The organism is Pseudomonas sp. Pf153 (assembly GCF_001269775.1).
GTDB classification, from domain to species: Bacteria; Pseudomonadota; Gammaproteobacteria; order Pseudomonadales; family Pseudomonadaceae; genus Aquipseudomonas; species Aquipseudomonas uvaldensis.
On record NZ_LHVL01000030.1, the window covers coordinates 556,193 to 573,318 of the forward strand.

Genomic DNA, 17,126 nt, shown 5'->3' on the forward strand with positions numbered 1-17,126 from the left:
GCTTGCCCGTTTATCGTCCGGACACAAGCCCCTAGAGTGTCTTCATCGTTGATTTCGGGTCAGTTCCGACCTTTTTGATGGAGGTATTTATGACACAGCGTGACGTCGTTTTCCCCCCAGGACGCCAGGCGCTTTACGAGCGCAACCGCTACTCTCCGGCCGTGCGCTCCAATGGTTTTCTGTTCGTGTCGGGACAAGTGGGCAGCCTGGAAGACGGTTCGCCGGAAGCCGACCTGCAAGCCCAGGTCCGGCGTGCCTTCAACAACCTGAACGCGATCCTGGCAGCCGCCGGTTGCACCTTTGACGATGTGGTGGACGTGACCGTTTTCATGGTCGATCCACAGTCGACATTCGAGACGATATGGGAAGTGGTGCCTGAGTTCTGGGGCAGCGCGCCGCACCCGACGGTGACGGCGGTTGGCGTGACCTGGTTGTATGGGTTTCAGTTCGAGATCAAGGTGATCGCTAAAGTGCCTGAAGCCGCTGGGGTGTAAGTGGTTCGGCGCAGGCCAGCGGTGGCGCCATCGCGAGCAGGCTCGCACAGGACTAGCAATATGCCCGGATGCTGGGGGTGCCACAGGTCCTATGTGGGAGCGGGCTTGCTCGCGAAAGCGGTGTATCAGTCAACATCAATATCAGCCGATCCATCGCTTTCGCGAGCAAGCCCGCTCCCACAGGTTCGGCGATGTGCCGGGCGTGTCAGCCTTTGACCGCCGCCTCGATCACCGCAATGTCGATCTTGCTCATCTGCATCATGGCTTCGAACGCGCGCTTGGCGGCGGCCCGGTCGGGGCTGGCGATCGCGTTACTCAGGACTCGCGGCGTGATCTGCCACGACAGCCCCCATTTATCCTTGCACCAGCCGCAGGCACTTTCCTGGCCGCCGTTATCGACAATGGCGCTCCACAAACGGTCCGTTTCGGCCTGGTCGTCGGTGGCGACCTGAAACGAGAACGACTCGTTGTGCTTGAACACCGGACCGCCGTTGAGCCCGATACAAGGGAGGCCCATCACCGTGAATTCAACGGTCAGTACATCGCCCTCCTTGCCCGACGGATAGTCGCCCGGGGCGTGATGCACGGCGTCGACCGTACTGTCCGGGAACGTCGCGGCGTAAAACCTGGCAGCGTCCAGCGCGGCGTATTCGTACCAGAGGCAGATCCTGTTCTTGTTATTCATCCGGGTTCTCCGAAAGGGATCGAGTCCGTGCAGTCTAACAGCGCTGTTTTCCTGCCCTCGACGGTGTGATGAACGGCCTTCTGCATCCGATCACCGCGCCGCCAGGCAGTCGCGATGATCGGGCCAGAACGCTCAGACCTCAGGTAAACAGATCGACGCCCAGCTGGAATGCAACCCACAACGCCAGACCCGTCGCAAAGGCCAAGGCGATGTTTTCAAACAGGTTGTTGCGATACTCCTTGCCCAGCAGAGATTTCTGGTTGGACATGATCAGTAGACCGAGGGAGATGACCGGCAAGCCGATGATATTCAAGGCGTTGACGCCGATGGTCAGCGTGACGAAGTCCGGCATGCCGGGCAACGACCACACCAATGGCGTCACCAGGATGAACAGCATGAACCACTTGTGCATCGGGTCGCGGTGGAACTCTTTGCCGTAACGCTCCCGGCGCTCGGGCCGCACGTGCTGGAAGGCGTCGGTGATGAGCATCGGGAACGCCGTGGTCTTACCCGAGATGCTGGCGAACAACGTGGCGAACACGCCGACGAAGAACACGTACCAGCCTATCGAGCCGAAGAACATTTCCAGCGCCTTGCCCAAATCGCCCAGGGTGTTCACCTCGATGCCATTGGGGCGCAGGATTTCCGCGCCGACGATCCAGATCGCCAGGTTGATGACAATCCCGACGAACACCGCAAACAGCAGATCGTTGCGCTGGATTCGCTTGTGTTCTGGTCCTGTCCAGCCCTTCTGGCGCATGACATAGGGATGCACGAAGTTGGCGATGGAGCCGGCGACCGCACCGATGACCGAAACCGCCACCAGCAACGCACCGTGGACACCTTCATCAGGTGGGATACTGAAGCCGATGGTGCCTCTGACGATTCCGGCGACATCCGGGCCGGACATGACAGCCAGCGCCAGAAATGCCAGTGTCATGATCGCCAAGAGCGCCTTCATCACCCCTTCGATCATCGAATAGATATTGCGGCCGACCAACAACCACACCGCCAGCACCACCGCCACCGAGCAGAGCAGCGGACGGTCGATCTTCAGCAACATGGCCAGGGCCTCGCCGGCGCCCTTGATCATGTAGGCATTCATCAGGTGCCCCATCAACAACGCGTACACCAGCAGGAACCAGGCGAAGAACGGGTTGAGCTGAGCATAGCCCTGCAGGATGGTCATGCCCTGGTTATTGCACAGCTGGAAGCGCGCGATGATGTTGACGATCAGGTATCGCAACAACAAGGACACCGCCAGCACCCACATCATGGCGTAGCCGTAATTGGCCCCGGCCACGGAAGAGGTGATCAGGTCACCTGCGCCCAGCCAGGACAGTACGGCAATGATGCCAGGCCCCAGAAGCTTGAGGATGCGCACGAAACGGCTCTGCGTGGACGCTGCGGCCTGACCTTCGACGGTAGGAATGCTCGTCATGGATGGAGTCTCCGTTATTTTTTTTGTAAGAAACGGAGACAGTCGAACACACTACATATGACATCGTACAACTGTTATTAGCGGGAAAATGTTTAAAAATGTTTCGAGTCGACTGGGCTACTGGCAAGGTCGGCACATGGAGGCTGGTTAAGCCCCCACCTGCTCCCCATGCTCCGTCATCCAGCGAATCAGGCGGGCCAACGACACCCGGTGATGCCGGCTGGCACATCCACTGTCCTGACCGTGGCGGTAGCGTTCAACGTAACGGCTGAGCAGTACATGGCAGCCATCCTCCGCCAGCCGCAGCTCGACTTCGCGGCATTGCATCGCCTCTTGACCGAGCCTCTTGAGGCGTCGCCGCAAAATCAATGCATCGTTATTCATCGTCGCCCTCTCCTTCCTGGCACTGCGGGGTGATCGCACCCAATTTGCCCTGCGCGACGAAATCGGCGCGCTGTTGCGCCACCGCATCGCGCAGCGCGGCGTAGTAATCCGGTTGGGTGCGCAACTCGTCTGTCAGCGGGAGCGCCTCTGCCCGACCATCGACGATGCCGCCCGCGGTATCGATCGTACCTAGGGTGTCGAGGGTGTCGCTGTCGCCTGCGAACGGATCAACGACAAAGCTCACCACCTTGCCCGTGGCATCCCTCAGGTTGGCGGTGCCCAGCAACGGCAACTCGACGGTCGGACCGGCGGCGATGTTCCAGACACCAAAAGTCTGGCCGAAATCCGCCTCGTGGCGCTCGATTCCCAGTTTGCCCGATACATCGATCAACCCGACGATACCCGCTGTCGAGTTGATGACGAAACGGCCCAGGGTGTTGACCGAACGTTGCGCGTTGCCTTGCAGCAAGTCGTTGATAAACACCTTGGGCTCGCCGAAGTTCGCCACGAAGTTGTGCACGCCGGTCTGCATGAAGGTCGGAAGCTTGCGATAACCACGGGCAACGGGGGTCAGTGCGTAGTCGTCGATAGTGCGGTTGAAAGCGAAGATGCCGCGGTTGACGGGCTCTGCTGGGTCAGCAACGGTATAGCTGGCGCTGGCGCAACTGCCTGGTGTCGCGGCGGGCGTGCTGGCACAGCCACTGGCGAGTGCCGCGAGCACAATGACCAGGGAGGATCGAACGCGGGGCAAAGCGGGATCGGTGAGCGACATACAGGCTATCTCGACAAGGAATGGGCGATGCCGATCAGTCAGGGGGAGGAAAACCCCGCACAATGGCTGGTGGTGTGCTCAATAGACCGGCAGTGGGCAATCCTGCCGCCGCTTTTTTGCCTGGAGATTTCCGTAACATTGCCGGACGGCAACTTTATTTCCAGAGTGAAATATATGACGCAGGCCGTGGATTGAACCTAGTATCGCTTCCTGTATTCATGACCCGACGTGCCCACCGTGAGCCACTTACTACTGGTGGACGATGACCTTGAAGTCCTCGCCCTCTTGCGCAAATTTCTCGAACAACACGGCTACAGCGTGGACGTGGCCGCCGACGGTCCCGCCCTGTGGCAGGCAGTGCAACGCCAGGTGCCGGACCTGATCATCCTGGACGTCATGCTCCCCGGCGACAGTGGCCTGGTGTTGTGCCAGAAGCTGCGGGCCACGCATACGGTCGGCATCATCATGCTGACCGCCATGGGCGAGTTGAGTGACCGGGTCGTTGGGCTGGAATTGGGAGCAGACGATTACCTGACCAAGCCTTTCGACGCGCGGGAACTCCTGGCCCGGGTGCGGGCCGTGCTCAGGCGCACCGGCGAAGCAAGAGGCGCACTGAGCGACTCCTCCAGCCCGGTTCTGGAGTTCGAGAATTGGCGACTGGATATCACCCGTCGCGAGCTACGCTCGCCGGAAAACGTCATGATTCCGCTGTCCACCGGCGAGTTCGAACTGTTGCTGGTCTTTGCTCAACACCCACGCCGGGTACTCAGCCGCCAGCAACTGCTGGACATGGCCCGCGGCGAGACTTACGACGCGTTCGACCGCAGCATCGACGTCCAGGTCAGTCGATTGCGACGCAAACTGGAAACGGATGTTTCGGGCACGTCCATGATCCGCACCGTTCGCAACAGCGGGTATCTCTTCAGTCCTCACGTGGTGAAACGATGAAACCGGGACACCCAGCCACTCCCCGCCCCAGGGATACCCTGGCGCGCTGGATCGCCCTGACCACCCTGGTCGCCATGTTGACGTTGCTGGCCCTTAACGCGCTGTTCAGCCAACTGGCCGGCGCCTGGGCCCGCCCTCCCCTGTTGGAGACCGGTTTGATCGAAAAGATCGCCGCCATCACCCGCATCATCGACTCCGTGGCACCCGAACAAAGGCCTGCCATCGCCAGCGCGGCCAGCGACCCGATTTTCAAGGCGCAGTGGCTACAGCGCTATGAAGACGCTCGTTTACCGGTGGTCAATGACCCGGAATACAGCGAAGGCGTGGCTCTGATGCGCCAACAGTTGGGCAGGCCCGACGCCAAAATGGAAGGCTATGAACCCAGTGACTGGCCCTTCGACCAACCTGGCGGCCACTACGCCGCGATGATCGAGCTGGCCGATCATTCGTGGGTGTTGTTTTCCCTGCCCTCGCGCAGTTGGGGGCTGGATGAATGGGAACGCAACCTGATCACCATCGCCCTCATGCTGCTATCGACCTTGATGGTGGCGCTGGTCGCCACGCGATACCTGGCCACGCCACTGGAGCGCTTCGCCGAAGGCGCCAGGCGTTTTGGCATGGATCACAAGGCGCCACCCATTCCTGTCATCGGCCCCTATGAAATCCGCCAGGCGATTCTCGCCTTCAACGCCATGCAGGCCCAGCTCAAACACTTCCTGCAGGATCGCACGCAAATGCTCGCCGCCATTTCCCATGACTTGCGTGCGCCCCTGACCCGCATGCGCCTGCGCGGCGAGTTCATCGAGGATCCCGAACAACAATCCCGATTGTTCAGAGACGTGGATGAGATGCAGACCATGGTCAATTCGGCCCTGGAATTCTTCCGTGATGATGCGCGGCTCGAGAACGCCACCGCGTTCGATCTGGCCGAGTTGCTGCACACCATCGTCGACGACCTCAAGGATGCCGGCTCCGAGGTGTCCTTTCAGGGTCCTCACCGCCTCGTCTACATGGGCCGGCCCATCGGTATCAAGCGCGCCTTGGTCAACCTGATCGACAACGCGATCAAATACGGCGGCGAAGCGTCCATCACACTCGAGACGGACGCCCATTGCGTGGAGATTCGCATCCTGGACCGGGGCCCGGGGATTGCCCCCGAATACATCGATCAGGTCTTTACGCCATTCTTTCGGATCGAAGGCTCACGCAACAAGAATACCGGTGGGGTCGGACTCGGGCTGCCGGCGGCGCGGGCGACCGTGCTCGAGCACGGTGGGATGTTGACGCTGAGCAATCGCCGTGATGGCGGCCTCGAGGCCAGGGTATCGTTGCCGTTGAGCTGAGCGCTACGGGCCGGCTGGCCAACAAAGCCTAAACATCCGGCGCCTTCCTCGGTAGGATGTGCGGCCTTCTGGCCCGGAACCGCCCTGGAACTACCGATGATCCTGATCGTTTACGCCCACCCCTACCCCGACCAGTCGCGGGTCAACCAGCAGATGCTCGAGCGGGTGTCCGGTCGCCCGGACGTGGCCGTGCGGTCCCTCTACGACCTGTACCCGAATTTTGACATTGATGTCGACGCTGAGCAGCGCGCCGTCGAGCAGGCAGAACTGGTCGTGCTCCAGCACCCGATGTACTGGTACAGCATGCCGCCCCTGCTGAAACTCTGGATCGACAAAGTATTTACCCATGGCTGGGCCTATGGCCGGGGCGCCACGGCCCTCAGCGGCAAAGGGCTGCTGTGGGCCGTCACGACGGGCGGGAATCAGGATCATTTCCAGATCGGCGCTCATCCTGGGTTTTCCGTGTTGGCCCAGCCCCTTCACGCGACGGCTGTCTATTGCCATATGCGCTGGCTGGACCCGGTCGTTGTCCACGGCGCCTACGCCGCCGACTCCGAAACCCAACGCGCACAAATCGAACATTACTGCGCCCGCCTGGCCTGCTGGAAGGAAGATTGATATGCAGACGCACAGCCTGATTGAACTGCTCATCTACCTGGGCTCGGCAGCGCTGATCGTGCCGATTGCCGTGAGGTTGGGGCTGGGCCCGGTGCTGGGCTACCTGCTGGCCGGGTGCGTCATCGGCCCTTGGGGGCTCAAGCTCATCACTGACGTGAAGGCCATTTTGGAGTTCGCCGAAATCGGCGTCGTGCTGATGCTGTTTATCATCGGGCTCGAGCTCGATCCCAAACGGCTGTGGGCACTGCGCCGGATGGTGTTCGGTGGCGGGGCCTTGCAGATGCTGGCCTGCGGTGCAGCGATCGCGGCTTTCTGCATGGTCCTGGACCTGAACTGGACGGCCGCTTTGTTGGTCGGCCTGACCCTGAGCCTTTCTTCCACGGCGATTGCCATGCAGGCGATGAGCGAACGCAACCTGACCGCCACCGCCGTAGGACGCAGCAGCTTTGCCGTCCTGCTGTTCCAGGACATTGCGGCCATTCCCCTGGTCGCCATGATTCCCTTGCTGTCGGCCCACGGTGAAACGCCGTCAGGCACGGCCCTGGTGCTGTCGATCGTCAAGATTGTCGCAGCCATCGGCATCGTCGTGCTGCTGGGGCGCTACGTGACACGACCGCTGCTGCGCTTCGCCGCACGCTCTGGTCTGCGGGAGATTTTCAGTGCTGTCGCCCTGTTCCTGGTGTTCGGCTTCGGTTTTCTCCTGGAGGAAGCCGGCCTGTCCATGGCCATGGGCGCCTTCCTCGCCGGGGTGCTGCTGGCCAGTTCCGAATACCGGCATGCCCTGGAAAGCGACATCGAACCGTTCAAAGGTTTGCTGCTCGGCCTGTTCTTCATTGGCGTAGGCATGTCGATCGATTTCGGCACCCTGATCAACGCCCCGCTGAAAGTCATCACACTGACCCTGGGTTTCATCCTGATCAAGCTGTTGGTGATCAAAGCCGTCAGCCGCTTCCTGAACGTACCCGCCGGCCAGCGTTCCTGGCAGGCGGTATTGCTCGGCCAGGGCAGCGAATTCGCCTTTGTGGTGTTCGGTGCCGCGACGCTGGCCGGCATCCTGACCGACCAGTGGGGCAAAAGCCTGACCCTGGCGGTGGCGCTGTCCATGTGCGTGACGCCCTTGCTGATCCTGCTGCTGGATCGACTGGAATCGGCGAGCAAAAAGGGCCGCCAGGAAACCGACCTGGTGGATCAGCAGAACCCACGCATCATCATTGCCGGGTTCGGGCGTTTCGGGCAGATCGCCGGACGCCTGCTGATGTCCTGTGGCGTCGAGGTGGTGGTGCTGGACCACGACCCCGACAACATCGAGACCTTGCGCAAATTCGGCGTGAAGGTGTTCTACGGCGACGCCACGCGCCTCGACCTGCTGCACGCCGCCGGCGCGGCCCAGGCCGCTGTGCTGATCAATGCGATTGACGATCAGCAGGACAACCTGACGCTGACCCGGCTGGTCCAGGAGCACTTCCCCACGCTGAAACTGATCGTACGGGCGCGGGACATGGGGCACCTGATCACCCTGCGCCAGATGGGCGTGGAGGTGGCCGAGCGGGAAACCTTCGAGAGCGCATTGTCGCTGGGCCGCCGGGCGCTGGTACAGATGGGCATCGGGGCGTACGAAGCGCGGGAGCGAGCGGATCAGTTCCGCCGCCTGAACCTGCAGATGCTGGAGGAGATCGTCGCCCAGCCGGAAGACGACCTCAAGTTCCGCCACGACGCCTACCGACGCGCCAACGCCCTGCTCACGGAAATGTTCAACGAAGACCGGGCCCACCCCGTCGACAGCTGGCCTGAACACCATCGAAACGAGACGGATGAGGCGCGCAGCTAAGCCATCTGCCGGCTCACACACGCCCGAACTGGCGCCGGTACTCCACCGGCGTCAGCCCCGTCAACGCCTTGAACATCCGTTGCAGATTGGAACTGCTGCTGAAACCCAGCTCGGCACCAATACTGGCAAGGGGCAACGACGTCAGCGTCAGGCGCTCGCCGACCTGGTTCAACTTGATGCAACGGGCGTAGGCGGCGACGGTCTGGCCCGTTTCGCCGCCGACCTTCCGAGCGAGGGTGCGCTCGGACATCGCGAGCCGATCCGCCAGCGCCTTGACCGTGATCTGCTCCGCCGGCATTCGCTCCACCAATCCATGCAACCGCCGCAACAACCCGTCGGGCTGCTGGATCAGCGCGATGCCCTGGAATGCCGCGTGGGGGACAGCCGGGCGCGGCAACACCATCAGCCGAGTGATGTCGCGCAGCGCATCGCGGCTGAGACTTTTCTCAATCAGGTTTTCCGCCAGCGGCAGATAGCCGTTCACCCCCGACGCAGTGGCGTTGCGCTCGTTGAACACGCAGTTGCGTTCGCTTTGCCAACGCACCTTGCGATACCGCGCTTGCATCGCCTGCGCCAGCCACCAGGTCACCGTGGCGTACTGCCCGTCCAGACGGCCGCACGCCGCCAGCAGGCAGACGCCGGTGCAGTAAGCCCAAAGCTGGCGATCCCGGGGCCCTTTCGACAGAGCCTTCACCAACAAGGCCTGCCCGGCAACGACCGCATTCACCTGTTCAGCCGATTCGGCCCAGAAGCCGGGAACCAGGACCGCGTCCAGATCGGTCTCGCCCAGGGCCGCCTGCGCCTGGAGGCTGACGCCATGGGCACAGTCCACCGGACCGGCCTGCAGCGCGACGTACGTCGCCTCGAACAGATCCCGGCCTTTGCGACGATTGGCCGCGTGCAGCAGATCGGCAAATGCGAACAGGCCGGCAGGCATGCAACCGGGGAACAGGAGTAGACCGACACGGATTGGCTGGGGCATGGCATGAAATGAATCAATGATGTCAGATCCGGCCATTATGCCCGTCCCCCCGGATCGGCACCATGAAGCGCTCGCCTTGAACAGGAAACCTTCATGAAAATCCAACAGATCCGCAACGCCACGCTCATCCTGGAGGCCGGCCCGTATCGCGTGCTCGTCGACCCGATGCTGGCCGGCAAGGGCACCCTGCCGCCGCTTCGCCTGTTCGGTACCACCCAGCGCAATCCGCTGGTGGAACTGCCGGCCTCTGCCGAGGAAGACCTCAAAAGCGTCACTCATTGCCTGATCACGCATTGTCAGAAAGGCCATTTCGATCATCTGGACCGAGCGGCGAAGCGCTGGCTGAGGGAGAAACAGATCCCGGTCATCTGTACCCCCCATGATGCCGGCTACCTCGCCAGGCGTGGCTTGAATGTCCAGCCGCTGGCCGAGGACCACGAGCGGCCCGTGCCCTTCCTGGGCGGCACTCTTCGCTCCGTCAGATGCACCCACGGCCGTGGCCTGGTGGGCAAACTGATGGAACATGGCTGCGGCTACCTGATCGAGCTGCCCGGCGAACCCAGCGTGTACCTCGCTGGCGACACCCTGCTCACCCCTACCGTGCGTGAGTTCGTCCTGCGCCATCAACCGCAGGTCAGCGTGATTCCGGCTGGCGGGGCACGGTTCGATTTAGGCGGCGATATCATCATGGGGATAGAGGAAGCCATCGAGTTCACCCGTTTGTCTCACACAGCCGTGATCGCCAATCACCTCGAAGCGATCAGCCACTGCCCGACCACGCGAAAGGCACTGCGCGACGCCGCCACGATGGCTGGGCTTGGAGCGCGATTGCACATCCCGGAAGATGGCCAGACGCTGGAGTTCCAGCCGGTCTAGTGGCCTGTAGGGCCACAGCCAAACAGACCATCAGGCCAGGGCGTCCAACTCGGCCAGCAACGGTGCCGGAATTTGCAGCTCGCTCGCCGAGAGGTTCTCCCGCAGGTGCGCCACCGACGACGTACCGGGAATCAGCAGGATATTCGGCGCACGTTGCAGCAGCCACGCCAGCGCCACGCACAGCGGTGAGGCGTCCAGGCGCGCCGCCACGGCCGAAAGGGTGTCCGATTGCAACGGCGTGAACCCACCCAACGGGAAGAACGGCACATAGGCGATACCCTGCCGGCCCAGATCGGCAATGAGTGACTCGTCACCGCGATGGGTCAGGTTGTAGTGGTTCTGCACGCAGACCACCTTGGCAATGCCCTGGGCCTGCTTGACCTGCGCCGCCGTGACGTTGCTCAACCCCAGGTGACGGATCAGGCCTTGACGCTGCAGTTCGGCCAGTGCGGTGAACGACTCTTCGATGGACGCCTCCGTGGGCGACTGCATGTCGCCCCAGGCCCGCAGGTTGACCACGTCCAATACGTCCACGTCCAGGTTGCGCAAATTGTCGTGGACGGCCTGGGTTAGCTCGGCCGGGCTCGCGGCGGGATTCCAGGAAGCGTCGGCGCCACGAACGGCACCCACCTTGGTGACGATCACCAGGTTCTCGGCGTAAGGGTGCAGCGCCTCACGGATCAGCCGGTTGGTGACGTGGGGCCCATAGAAGTCAGCGGTATCGATATGGTTGACCCCTGATGCGAGCGCCTCGCGCAGCACGGCGATGGCCGCCGCCGGATCTTTCGGCGGTCCGAACACGTGAGGCCCCGCCAGTTGCATGGCACCGTAGCCCATGCGGTTGACCGTACGGTCTCCCAGCGAAAAATGACCTGCCTTGTCTGCCTTGCTCATCTCGTACCCCTTGGATTGATTGCCTGGAGCCGACTATAGGCGTTGACCACTCCACTGATAATCAGGTGCAATCCGCACGGGCTGTACGGCGGAGAGAACAATGGCGACGGATATTCAGGACCTGCTGGCCTTCGTGGCCGTGGTCAATGCAGGAGGTTTCCGGGAAGGCTCGCGGGCCAGCGGCAAGTCCGCTTCCAGCCTCAGCGATGCCGTGCGCCGGATGGAAAGCCGGCTCGGCGTGCGCCTGCTCAACCGCACCACCCGCAGCGTGGTGCCGACCGAGGCCGGCGCCCGCTTGATGGAACGCATCGTGCCGGCCTTGGGCGAGGTCGAGTCCGCCCTGGATGTGGTCAACGATTTTCGCGACCGCCCTTCCGGCACCCTCAGGCTGAACGTACCGGTCAGTGCCGCACGCCTGGTGCTGCCGTCCATCATCACGCCGTTTCTGAAGAGTTATCCTGACATTCGCCTGGAAGTGATCACCGAAGAAAGCTTCGTCGACATGCTGGCGGCCGGGTGTGATGCGGGTATTCGCTACGACGAGCGCCTGGAACAGGACATGATCGCCCTGCCCATTGGCCCACGCTTGCAGCGCTTCGCGACCGCCGCCTCGCCGGCATACCTCGATGCCAGGGGGCGTCCCGAGCACCCAAGAGATTTGTTGGGACACGCCTGCCTGCGGGGCAAGTTCCCCAGCGGCGCCATGCCGTTGTGGGAGTACGAGCGTGACGGCGAAACCGTCAGCGTCGACCCGAGCGGCCCGTTGATCACCCGCATTGGCGGTGCGGTGGATCTGTCGGTGCAGGCGGCGGTAGACGGGCTGGGCATCGTCTATCTGTTCGAAGACTGGCTTCGACCGTACCTGGACAATGGCGTCCTGGAGCCGGTGCTCGAACCTTGGTGGCAGCGCTTTACCGGACCGTTTCTCTACTACCCCGGCCGCCGCTACCTGCCCTCGCCATTGCGGGCGTTCGTGGATTTCATCAATCAGAACCGGGGCCGCTGAGCGACCGCGAATAGAGCCGGTCGATCTCCGACCGGGCGTGACACACGAACGCCGCAACCTGCCGGGGTCGGCTGGCCAGGTCATCCCGGGCCTGCCCCCGGTAGACCGCACGGGCCGTTTCAAGTACAGGCCGATGGGCCACGGGCAAACGCTCGAGCAGCCATGTCGCTGCCTCGCCCTTGGGAACGATGTGGCCCGTGGCGAGGGTCAGCCAGATGCGAGCCAGGGCCAGTACCACATTGCATTGTTCATCCTGCCAATCGGCGTCTTCATTCCATTGCGTGGTGGTGTCATAGAGCGCCCGCAGCAAGTCGGCCTCGGGTATCGGCTGGATGATCGCGGTGGCCGCGGGCCCGAGCAGACAGACGCTGTGCTGCCTGGCCTTGGTCAGCAGGATCGCCAGATCGTGATCGGCCATGGGCGGTTCGAAACGCCCGGCCTGCAAGTCCTCGCGCAGCCATTCGCCGAACTGCAACTCGCGCACCGGCGGATAGCGCCACGGCACCAGCGCCGCTTGGGCGACCACCGTCACCTCCAGCGGCCGCAATGACTCGGTCGGCGGCCAGGCCGATACCGATAGCAGATCACTCATCAACCCATGCCGCAGCGATTGCGGCAGTGGCTGGTGGACGATCACCAGCAGGTCGATGTCGCTGCCGGGCTGCAACCCGCCGTCCACTGCGGAACCGAACAGGTAGACGGCTTGCAGTCCATCGCCGAGATGAGCCGCCAGCACCTGGAGAGCACGGGTGATTTGCTGGGAAATTTCAATTGGTGTGTCAGTCATGACTAGCTCGGTGGTTGGCAGAGACCTGCCAGTATTTTTCCATTGCCCGTGCCAGGGCAAGCCGTTACGCACTGAGACGGCGGGCATGCCCAGGAGGCACGGAACGCCGCTCGTCTCCCCGCGCCGAGGATTTTCGAACCAAGCACGGACCCCACGGCTCGGACCTACAGGGCACCACTGCAAGCAATGACGGCGCGCTTGGCCAATCGGGACTTGAACGGCAGGCGCATCGAGGGTCCTTTGCGTTTCACTTCAGGGAGTTTTCGCTATGTGTGATGGTTTTGTTCAGCACGTCTGCTCAAAGGACTCCCTGACGTATTTTGCCCAGCGAGACACTTCCGGAGGACGCATCGATCCCCACCTGACACGCATGGACCTGTTCAGGAGGACACCCGTCAGGCCACCAGAGCGCCACAGCCTGATCAAGCCGAACATGCAGGTCAGCGCCATTCGTCGTCGCGGCGGACACTTGGAGTCCATCAAGGTTCGCTGGGGCTGGTCACCCATCTGGTCAGTGGGAACGATGCCGCCCCTGACGCATCTGCCGCTGCACCTGGTGATGCGTTCCAAGGTCTTCGACGCGATCAAGCGCGAAGGCCGCGTGCTGGTTCCCGTGGAAGGCTGGTACGAGTCGCAGGTCCCCTCCTCAAACCAGGCACAACACCTCACGTACACGACGTCCCGGCATTCGGCCCCGATTTTCCTCGCGGCCCTGGCCCAGGCCAGTGAAACCTCCTTGGGCTGTGACGGCCTGACCCTGGTGACCTATGGCGATATCGCCAGCCAACAGCAGTGCGTACTGGCCTTGGGCGCCGAAGACGCGCTCGATTGGTTGGACCCGGAATTCGGTTGGGAGCACGCGCAACAATTGGCCGAGCGTCTGAACAGCGTGGAACCGCACCTTGAACCGCCGTTGACCACCCAGGTCCAGGGCAGCCTTTGACCCGGGCCGAAACGGTGGCGGTTCTCGAGATAAAGGAATCCGGGAACGACGCGGCATTGGACGGTAAACTGCGACGTCTATTTCTGTTCCCATGAGGCCCTGCATGACCCACCAAGACATCACGTTCACTCCCGACCCGGATGCAGATTCCATCTCTTCCGACGTCGCCGGCTTCGGCGGCCTGCTGGTGTCCACCCAGATTCCGACTCGCCCCGACGGCAGCCTGGAACTGGGGAGCATCACGCTGCAGAGCGAATGCACATTGCAGGCTCTCAAGGCCGCTCTGGAGCGCGCCGGCAGCTCCATGGACCGCGTGCTGCACCTGACCATCTACCTCACCGACATGGCCGACCGCGCGGCCTTCAACGAAGTCTACAAACGCTTTTTCGCCAAGCCATGGCCCGTTCGTGCGGCGGTGGGCGTGGCGGCGCTGGCGGTCGAGGGGATGCGGGTGGAAGTGACGGCGATGGCGGCCAAGGGCTGATTGCATCCGGCTGACAGGGACGTCGGCTGTACGGGCCTCATCGCGGGCAAGCCTTGCTCCCACAACGTGAGAGTCCATGTCCCAAATGCGCGACTTCAGGCAAAACAGTCATTTGCGCACCTAGCCCAGGCCCCACCGGCTGTTTAAAGTGCGCCGTTTCCCGCCTCGTGGAGTGTCCATGAATCTCTGGTTCCGACTGTTGCTGATGCTGTTTCGTCGTCCGTGGCGCAAACCCACGGCTCCCCTGGGCACCACGGTGGTGCGCATGCGCGTATGGCCGCTGGACCTGGACCTCAACCGCCACGTCACCAACGGACGTTACTTTACCCTGGCCGATGTGGGGCGCATGGATTACGTGCTGCGCAGCGGCGCCTACAAAGTGGCGTTGCGCAACCGGGCGGTGCCGATCGTGGGGGATGTCTGGGGCAAGTTCAGGCGGGAATTGAAACTGTTCGAGGCATTCGAGGTACACACCCGCATGCTCGGCTGGGACGAAAAATGGACCTTCATGGAGCACCGTTTCATCAGCCGGGGACGTGTGGTCGGAGTGGTGATCATGCGAGGCCTGTTCCGCTCGGCCAAGGGCACCCTGGCGCCGACAGAATTCGTCCGCGAGCTGGGCCTGGCCGAACAATCGCCGGCCCTGCCCGACTGGCTGGCCGCCTGGTCACAAAGCTGTGATGACTTAAGCCTCGGGCTTCGCCTGGAAGAAGGCGCACGCGCTGATCCACGCTAGCCCGCACACCATTGTTTGGCGAGGGTCTACCTGCCCCTCGCCATTGCGCCAATCCCCCCCGCCGGAACCCCTTCTATACTCTTCTGCCAATCCCCACGGGGCCTGCACTTCCAACAATAAAAAGCAGAGGTGGAACATGGTCTGGCAACAAGTCTACGATCCCTTCGGTAATGCAGTGCTGTCGACGCTTCTGGCGGCGGTTCCGGTGGTGGTGATGCTGGCGTCACTGGCGTTCTTTCGTATCAAGGCGCACCTGGCGGCGTTGTATGCCCTGGCCTCGGCCTTGCTGATCGCGATCTTTGCCTTCGGCATGCCGGCCGACATGGCCGGTTCGGCAGCGTTGTATGGGGCGGCCAACGGCCTGCTGCCCATTGGTTGGATCGTCCTCAACATCATCTTCCTGCACCGTCTGACCACCGAAAACGGGTCGTTCAAGGTCCTGCAGGATTCCCTGGCGCGCATTACCGACGACCGGCGCCTGCAACTGCTGCTGATCGCCTTTTGCTTCGGCGCGTTCTTCGAAGGCGCGGCGGGCTTCGGTACGCCGGTGGCGGTGACCGGGGCGATCCTGATCGGGCTGGGCTTCTCACCGTTGGCCGCGTCGGGCCTGGCGCTGATCGCCAACACCGCGCCGGTGGCCTTCGGTGCCCTGGGTACACCCATCATCACCCTGGCCAAAGTGACCGGTCTGGATGAAATGGAACTGTCGATGATGGTCGGTCGGCAGTTGCCCTTCTTTTCCGTGATCGTGCCGTTCTGGCTGATCTGGGCCTTTGCCGGATGGCGCAAGATGCTGGAGGTCTGGCCGGCGATCCTGGTGACCGGCATCAGCTTCGCCGTCCCGCAATTCGTGGTGTCGAACTACCACGGGCCGATGTTGGTGGATGTCATCGCCGCGCTGATTTCCATGGCCTGCCTCACCGGTTTTCTGAAAGTCTGGAAACCGGCGACGGTACACACCTCCGCCGCGTTATCCGGCCGGGTCGACGACTCGAAAATCGAAGCGAGCGAGGATGAAAAGCCGACCACCAGCAAGGTTTTTTCCAGCGACACCCGCCCCGCCGTGCTGCGGGCCTGGATGCCGTGGATCATCCTGACGGTATTCGTGTTCGCCTGGGGCACCCAGGGCTTCAAGAACCTGTTCGACACGCGCCCGGCGATAGACCCGCAAACCCAGTCGGCCAAGCTCGATCCCCAGGGCAAACCGATGCGCGAGGCGAACCCGATCTTCTCGCCCCTGGTGACCTTCACGACCTTGCATCAGCAGATCGAGAAGGTGCCGCCCGTGGTCCCTCAGCCTAAAACCGAGGAGGCGATCTACAAGTTCAACTGGTTCACCGCCACCGGCAGCGGCATTTTCCTGGCAGCCGTTCTCGGCGGGTTGCTGATGGGCTACTCCATCCCGCAACTGGTGCACCATTACTTGCGAACGTTGTGGGTGGTGCGGTATTCGCTGATCACCATCGTGGCGATGCTGGCGCTGGGGTTTCTCACGCGTTATTCGGGCCTGGACGCCACCATGGGCCTGGCCTTTGCCGCGACAGGCATCTTCTACCCGATGTTCGGCACGCTGTTGGGCTGGCTCGGTGTCGCGCTGACGGGCTCGGACACGGCGTCCAACGTGCTGTTCGGCGGCTTGCAACGGGTCACGTCCGAGCAGTTGGGGTTAAGCCCCGTGCTGATGGCCGCCGCCAACAGTTCCGGCGGGGTCATGGGCAAGATGGTCGATGCGCAGTCGATCGTGGTCGCCTCCACCGCAACCCGTTGGTACGGGCATGAAGGGGAAATCCTGCGTTATGTGTTTTTCCACTCGGTGGTGCTGGCGATTCTGGTGGGCGGGCTGGTGACGTTGCAAGCGTATGTGGCGCCGTTCAGTCATATGGTGGTGGGAGGACATTGAGCATC

The 17,126-nt window shown here is 62.5% G+C and carries 19 protein-coding genes; 12 read left to right on the plus strand and 7 right to left on the minus strand.

The features are described from left to right. Window positions 1–89 precede the first annotated feature (89 nt). Entirely contained in the window at window positions 90–494 is a 405-nt protein-coding gene (locus AD666_RS23615) for a RidA family protein (protein WP_053157645.1), read from the plus strand. Window positions 495–699: 205 nt separating this feature from the next. Here AD666_RS23615 and AD666_RS23620 read toward each other — a convergent pair whose 3' ends face one another. From AD666_RS23620 to AD666_RS23635, 4 genes are all read right to left on the minus strand, one after another. Then, window positions 700–1,179, minus strand: coding sequence for a VOC family protein (locus AD666_RS23620; RefSeq protein ID WP_053157648.1), 480 nt, complete (start codon window positions 1,177–1,179; stop codon window positions 700–702). A 139-nt stretch (window positions 1,180–1,318) separates the two neighbouring features. After that, a complete protein-coding gene (locus AD666_RS23625; RefSeq protein WP_053157651.1) occupies window positions 1,319–2,620 on the minus strand; it encodes an Nramp family divalent metal transporter in 1,302 nt (433 codons plus the stop codon). A gap of 147 nt (window positions 2,621–2,767) precedes the next feature. After that, window positions 2,768–3,004 (minus strand): hypothetical protein, encoded by a 237-nt coding sequence (locus AD666_RS23630; RefSeq protein WP_053157654.1) that lies wholly within the window; start codon window positions 3,002–3,004, stop codon window positions 2,768–2,770. Then, entirely contained in the window at window positions 2,997–3,776 is a 780-nt protein-coding gene (locus AD666_RS23635; protein WP_053157657.1) for a VacJ family lipoprotein, read from the minus strand. The genes AD666_RS23630 and AD666_RS23635 overlap by 8 nt, the downstream gene beginning before the upstream one ends. A 27-nt stretch (window positions 3,777–3,803) precedes the next feature. Here AD666_RS23635 and AD666_RS26535 point away from each other — a divergent pair, with 27 nt between their 5' ends. The 5 genes from AD666_RS26535 (at window position 3,804) to kefC (ending at window position 8,513) form a co-directional block, all read left to right on the plus strand. Beyond that, a complete protein-coding gene (locus AD666_RS26535) occupies window positions 3,804–3,971 on the plus strand; it encodes a hypothetical protein (protein ID WP_156315986.1) in 168 nt (55 codons plus the stop codon). A 42-nt stretch (window positions 3,972–4,013) separates the two neighbouring features. Continuing rightward, window positions 4,014–4,724 (plus strand): response regulator, encoded by a 711-nt coding sequence (locus AD666_RS23640; protein WP_053158849.1) that lies wholly within the window; start codon window positions 4,014–4,016, stop codon window positions 4,722–4,724. Continuing rightward, window positions 4,721–6,067, plus strand: coding sequence for an ATP-binding protein (locus tag AD666_RS23645; RefSeq protein ID WP_053157660.1), 1,347 nt, complete (start codon window positions 4,721–4,723; stop codon window positions 6,065–6,067). Before AD666_RS23640 ends, AD666_RS23645 begins: the two co-directional genes overlap by 4 nt. A 96-nt stretch (window positions 6,068–6,163) precedes the next feature. After that, a complete protein-coding gene (gene kefF / locus AD666_RS23650) occupies window positions 6,164–6,685 on the plus strand; it encodes a glutathione-regulated potassium-efflux system oxidoreductase KefF (RefSeq protein WP_053157663.1) in 522 nt (173 codons plus the stop codon). Window position 6,686: 1 nt separating this feature from the next. Further along, on the plus strand, window positions 6,687–8,513 hold the full coding sequence (gene kefC / locus AD666_RS23655) for a glutathione-regulated potassium-efflux system protein KefC (RefSeq protein WP_053157666.1): 1,827 nt from the start codon (window positions 6,687–6,689) through the stop codon (window positions 8,511–8,513). 13 nt (window positions 8,514–8,526) lie between these two features. On the opposite strand, the gene AD666_RS23660 is transcribed toward kefC, so the two are convergent. Then, the gene (locus tag AD666_RS23660; protein WP_256222783.1) at window positions 8,527–9,531 is read right to left on the minus strand and encodes a GlxA family transcriptional regulator; all 1,005 of its coding nucleotides are present in this window, start codon (window positions 9,529–9,531) and stop codon (window positions 8,527–8,529) included. A 57-nt stretch (window positions 9,532–9,588) separates the two neighbouring features. Between AD666_RS23660 and AD666_RS23665 the strand changes: the two genes are divergently transcribed. Beyond that, complete coding sequence (locus tag AD666_RS23665) at window positions 9,589–10,371, plus strand: MBL fold metallo-hydrolase (RefSeq protein ID WP_053157669.1); 783 nt, start codon at window positions 9,589–9,591, stop codon at window positions 10,369–10,371. Between the two features lie 30 nt (window positions 10,372–10,401). Here the strand turns inward: AD666_RS23665 and AD666_RS23670 are convergent, their stop codons facing one another. After that, complete coding sequence (locus AD666_RS23670; protein WP_053157672.1) at window positions 10,402–11,265, minus strand: aldo/keto reductase family oxidoreductase; 864 nt, start codon at window positions 11,263–11,265, stop codon at window positions 10,402–10,404. 100 nt (window positions 11,266–11,365) lie between these two features. On the opposite strand from AD666_RS23670, the gene AD666_RS23675 reads away from it, so the two are divergent. Further along, window positions 11,366–12,271, plus strand: a complete 906-nt coding sequence (locus tag AD666_RS23675; protein ID WP_053157675.1) for a LysR family transcriptional regulator — start codon at window positions 11,366–11,368, stop codon at window positions 12,269–12,271. Here the strand turns inward: AD666_RS23675 and AD666_RS23680 are convergent. Beyond that, window positions 12,249–13,058, minus strand: a complete 810-nt coding sequence (locus AD666_RS23680) for an aminoglycoside adenylyltransferase family protein (protein ID WP_053157677.1) — start codon at window positions 13,056–13,058, stop codon at window positions 12,249–12,251. The genes AD666_RS23675 and AD666_RS23680 overlap by 23 nt on opposite strands. A gap of 268 nt (window positions 13,059–13,326) precedes the next feature. On the opposite strand from AD666_RS23680, the gene AD666_RS23685 reads away from it, so the two are divergent. The 4 genes from AD666_RS23685 (at window position 13,327) to AD666_RS23700 (ending at window position 17,121) form a co-directional block, all read left to right on the plus strand. Further along, window positions 13,327–14,001, plus strand: coding sequence for an SOS response-associated peptidase family protein (locus AD666_RS23685; RefSeq protein WP_053157680.1), 675 nt, complete (start codon window positions 13,327–13,329; stop codon window positions 13,999–14,001). Between the two features lie 103 nt (window positions 14,002–14,104). Continuing rightward, window positions 14,105–14,485: a RidA family protein gene (locus AD666_RS23690; RefSeq protein ID WP_053157683.1), complete on the plus strand. Its 381-nt coding sequence runs from the start codon at window positions 14,105–14,107 to the stop codon at window positions 14,483–14,485. A 178-nt stretch (window positions 14,486–14,663) separates the two neighbouring features. Then, the gene (locus AD666_RS23695; protein ID WP_053157687.1) at window positions 14,664–15,221 is read left to right on the plus strand and encodes a thioesterase family protein; all 558 of its coding nucleotides are present in this window, start codon (window positions 14,664–14,666) and stop codon (window positions 15,219–15,221) included. 136 nt (window positions 15,222–15,357) lie between these two features. Further along, window positions 15,358–17,121 (plus strand): L-lactate permease, encoded by a 1,764-nt coding sequence (locus AD666_RS23700; RefSeq protein WP_053157690.1) that lies wholly within the window; start codon window positions 15,358–15,360, stop codon window positions 17,119–17,121. Window positions 17,122–17,126 lie beyond the last annotated feature (5 nt).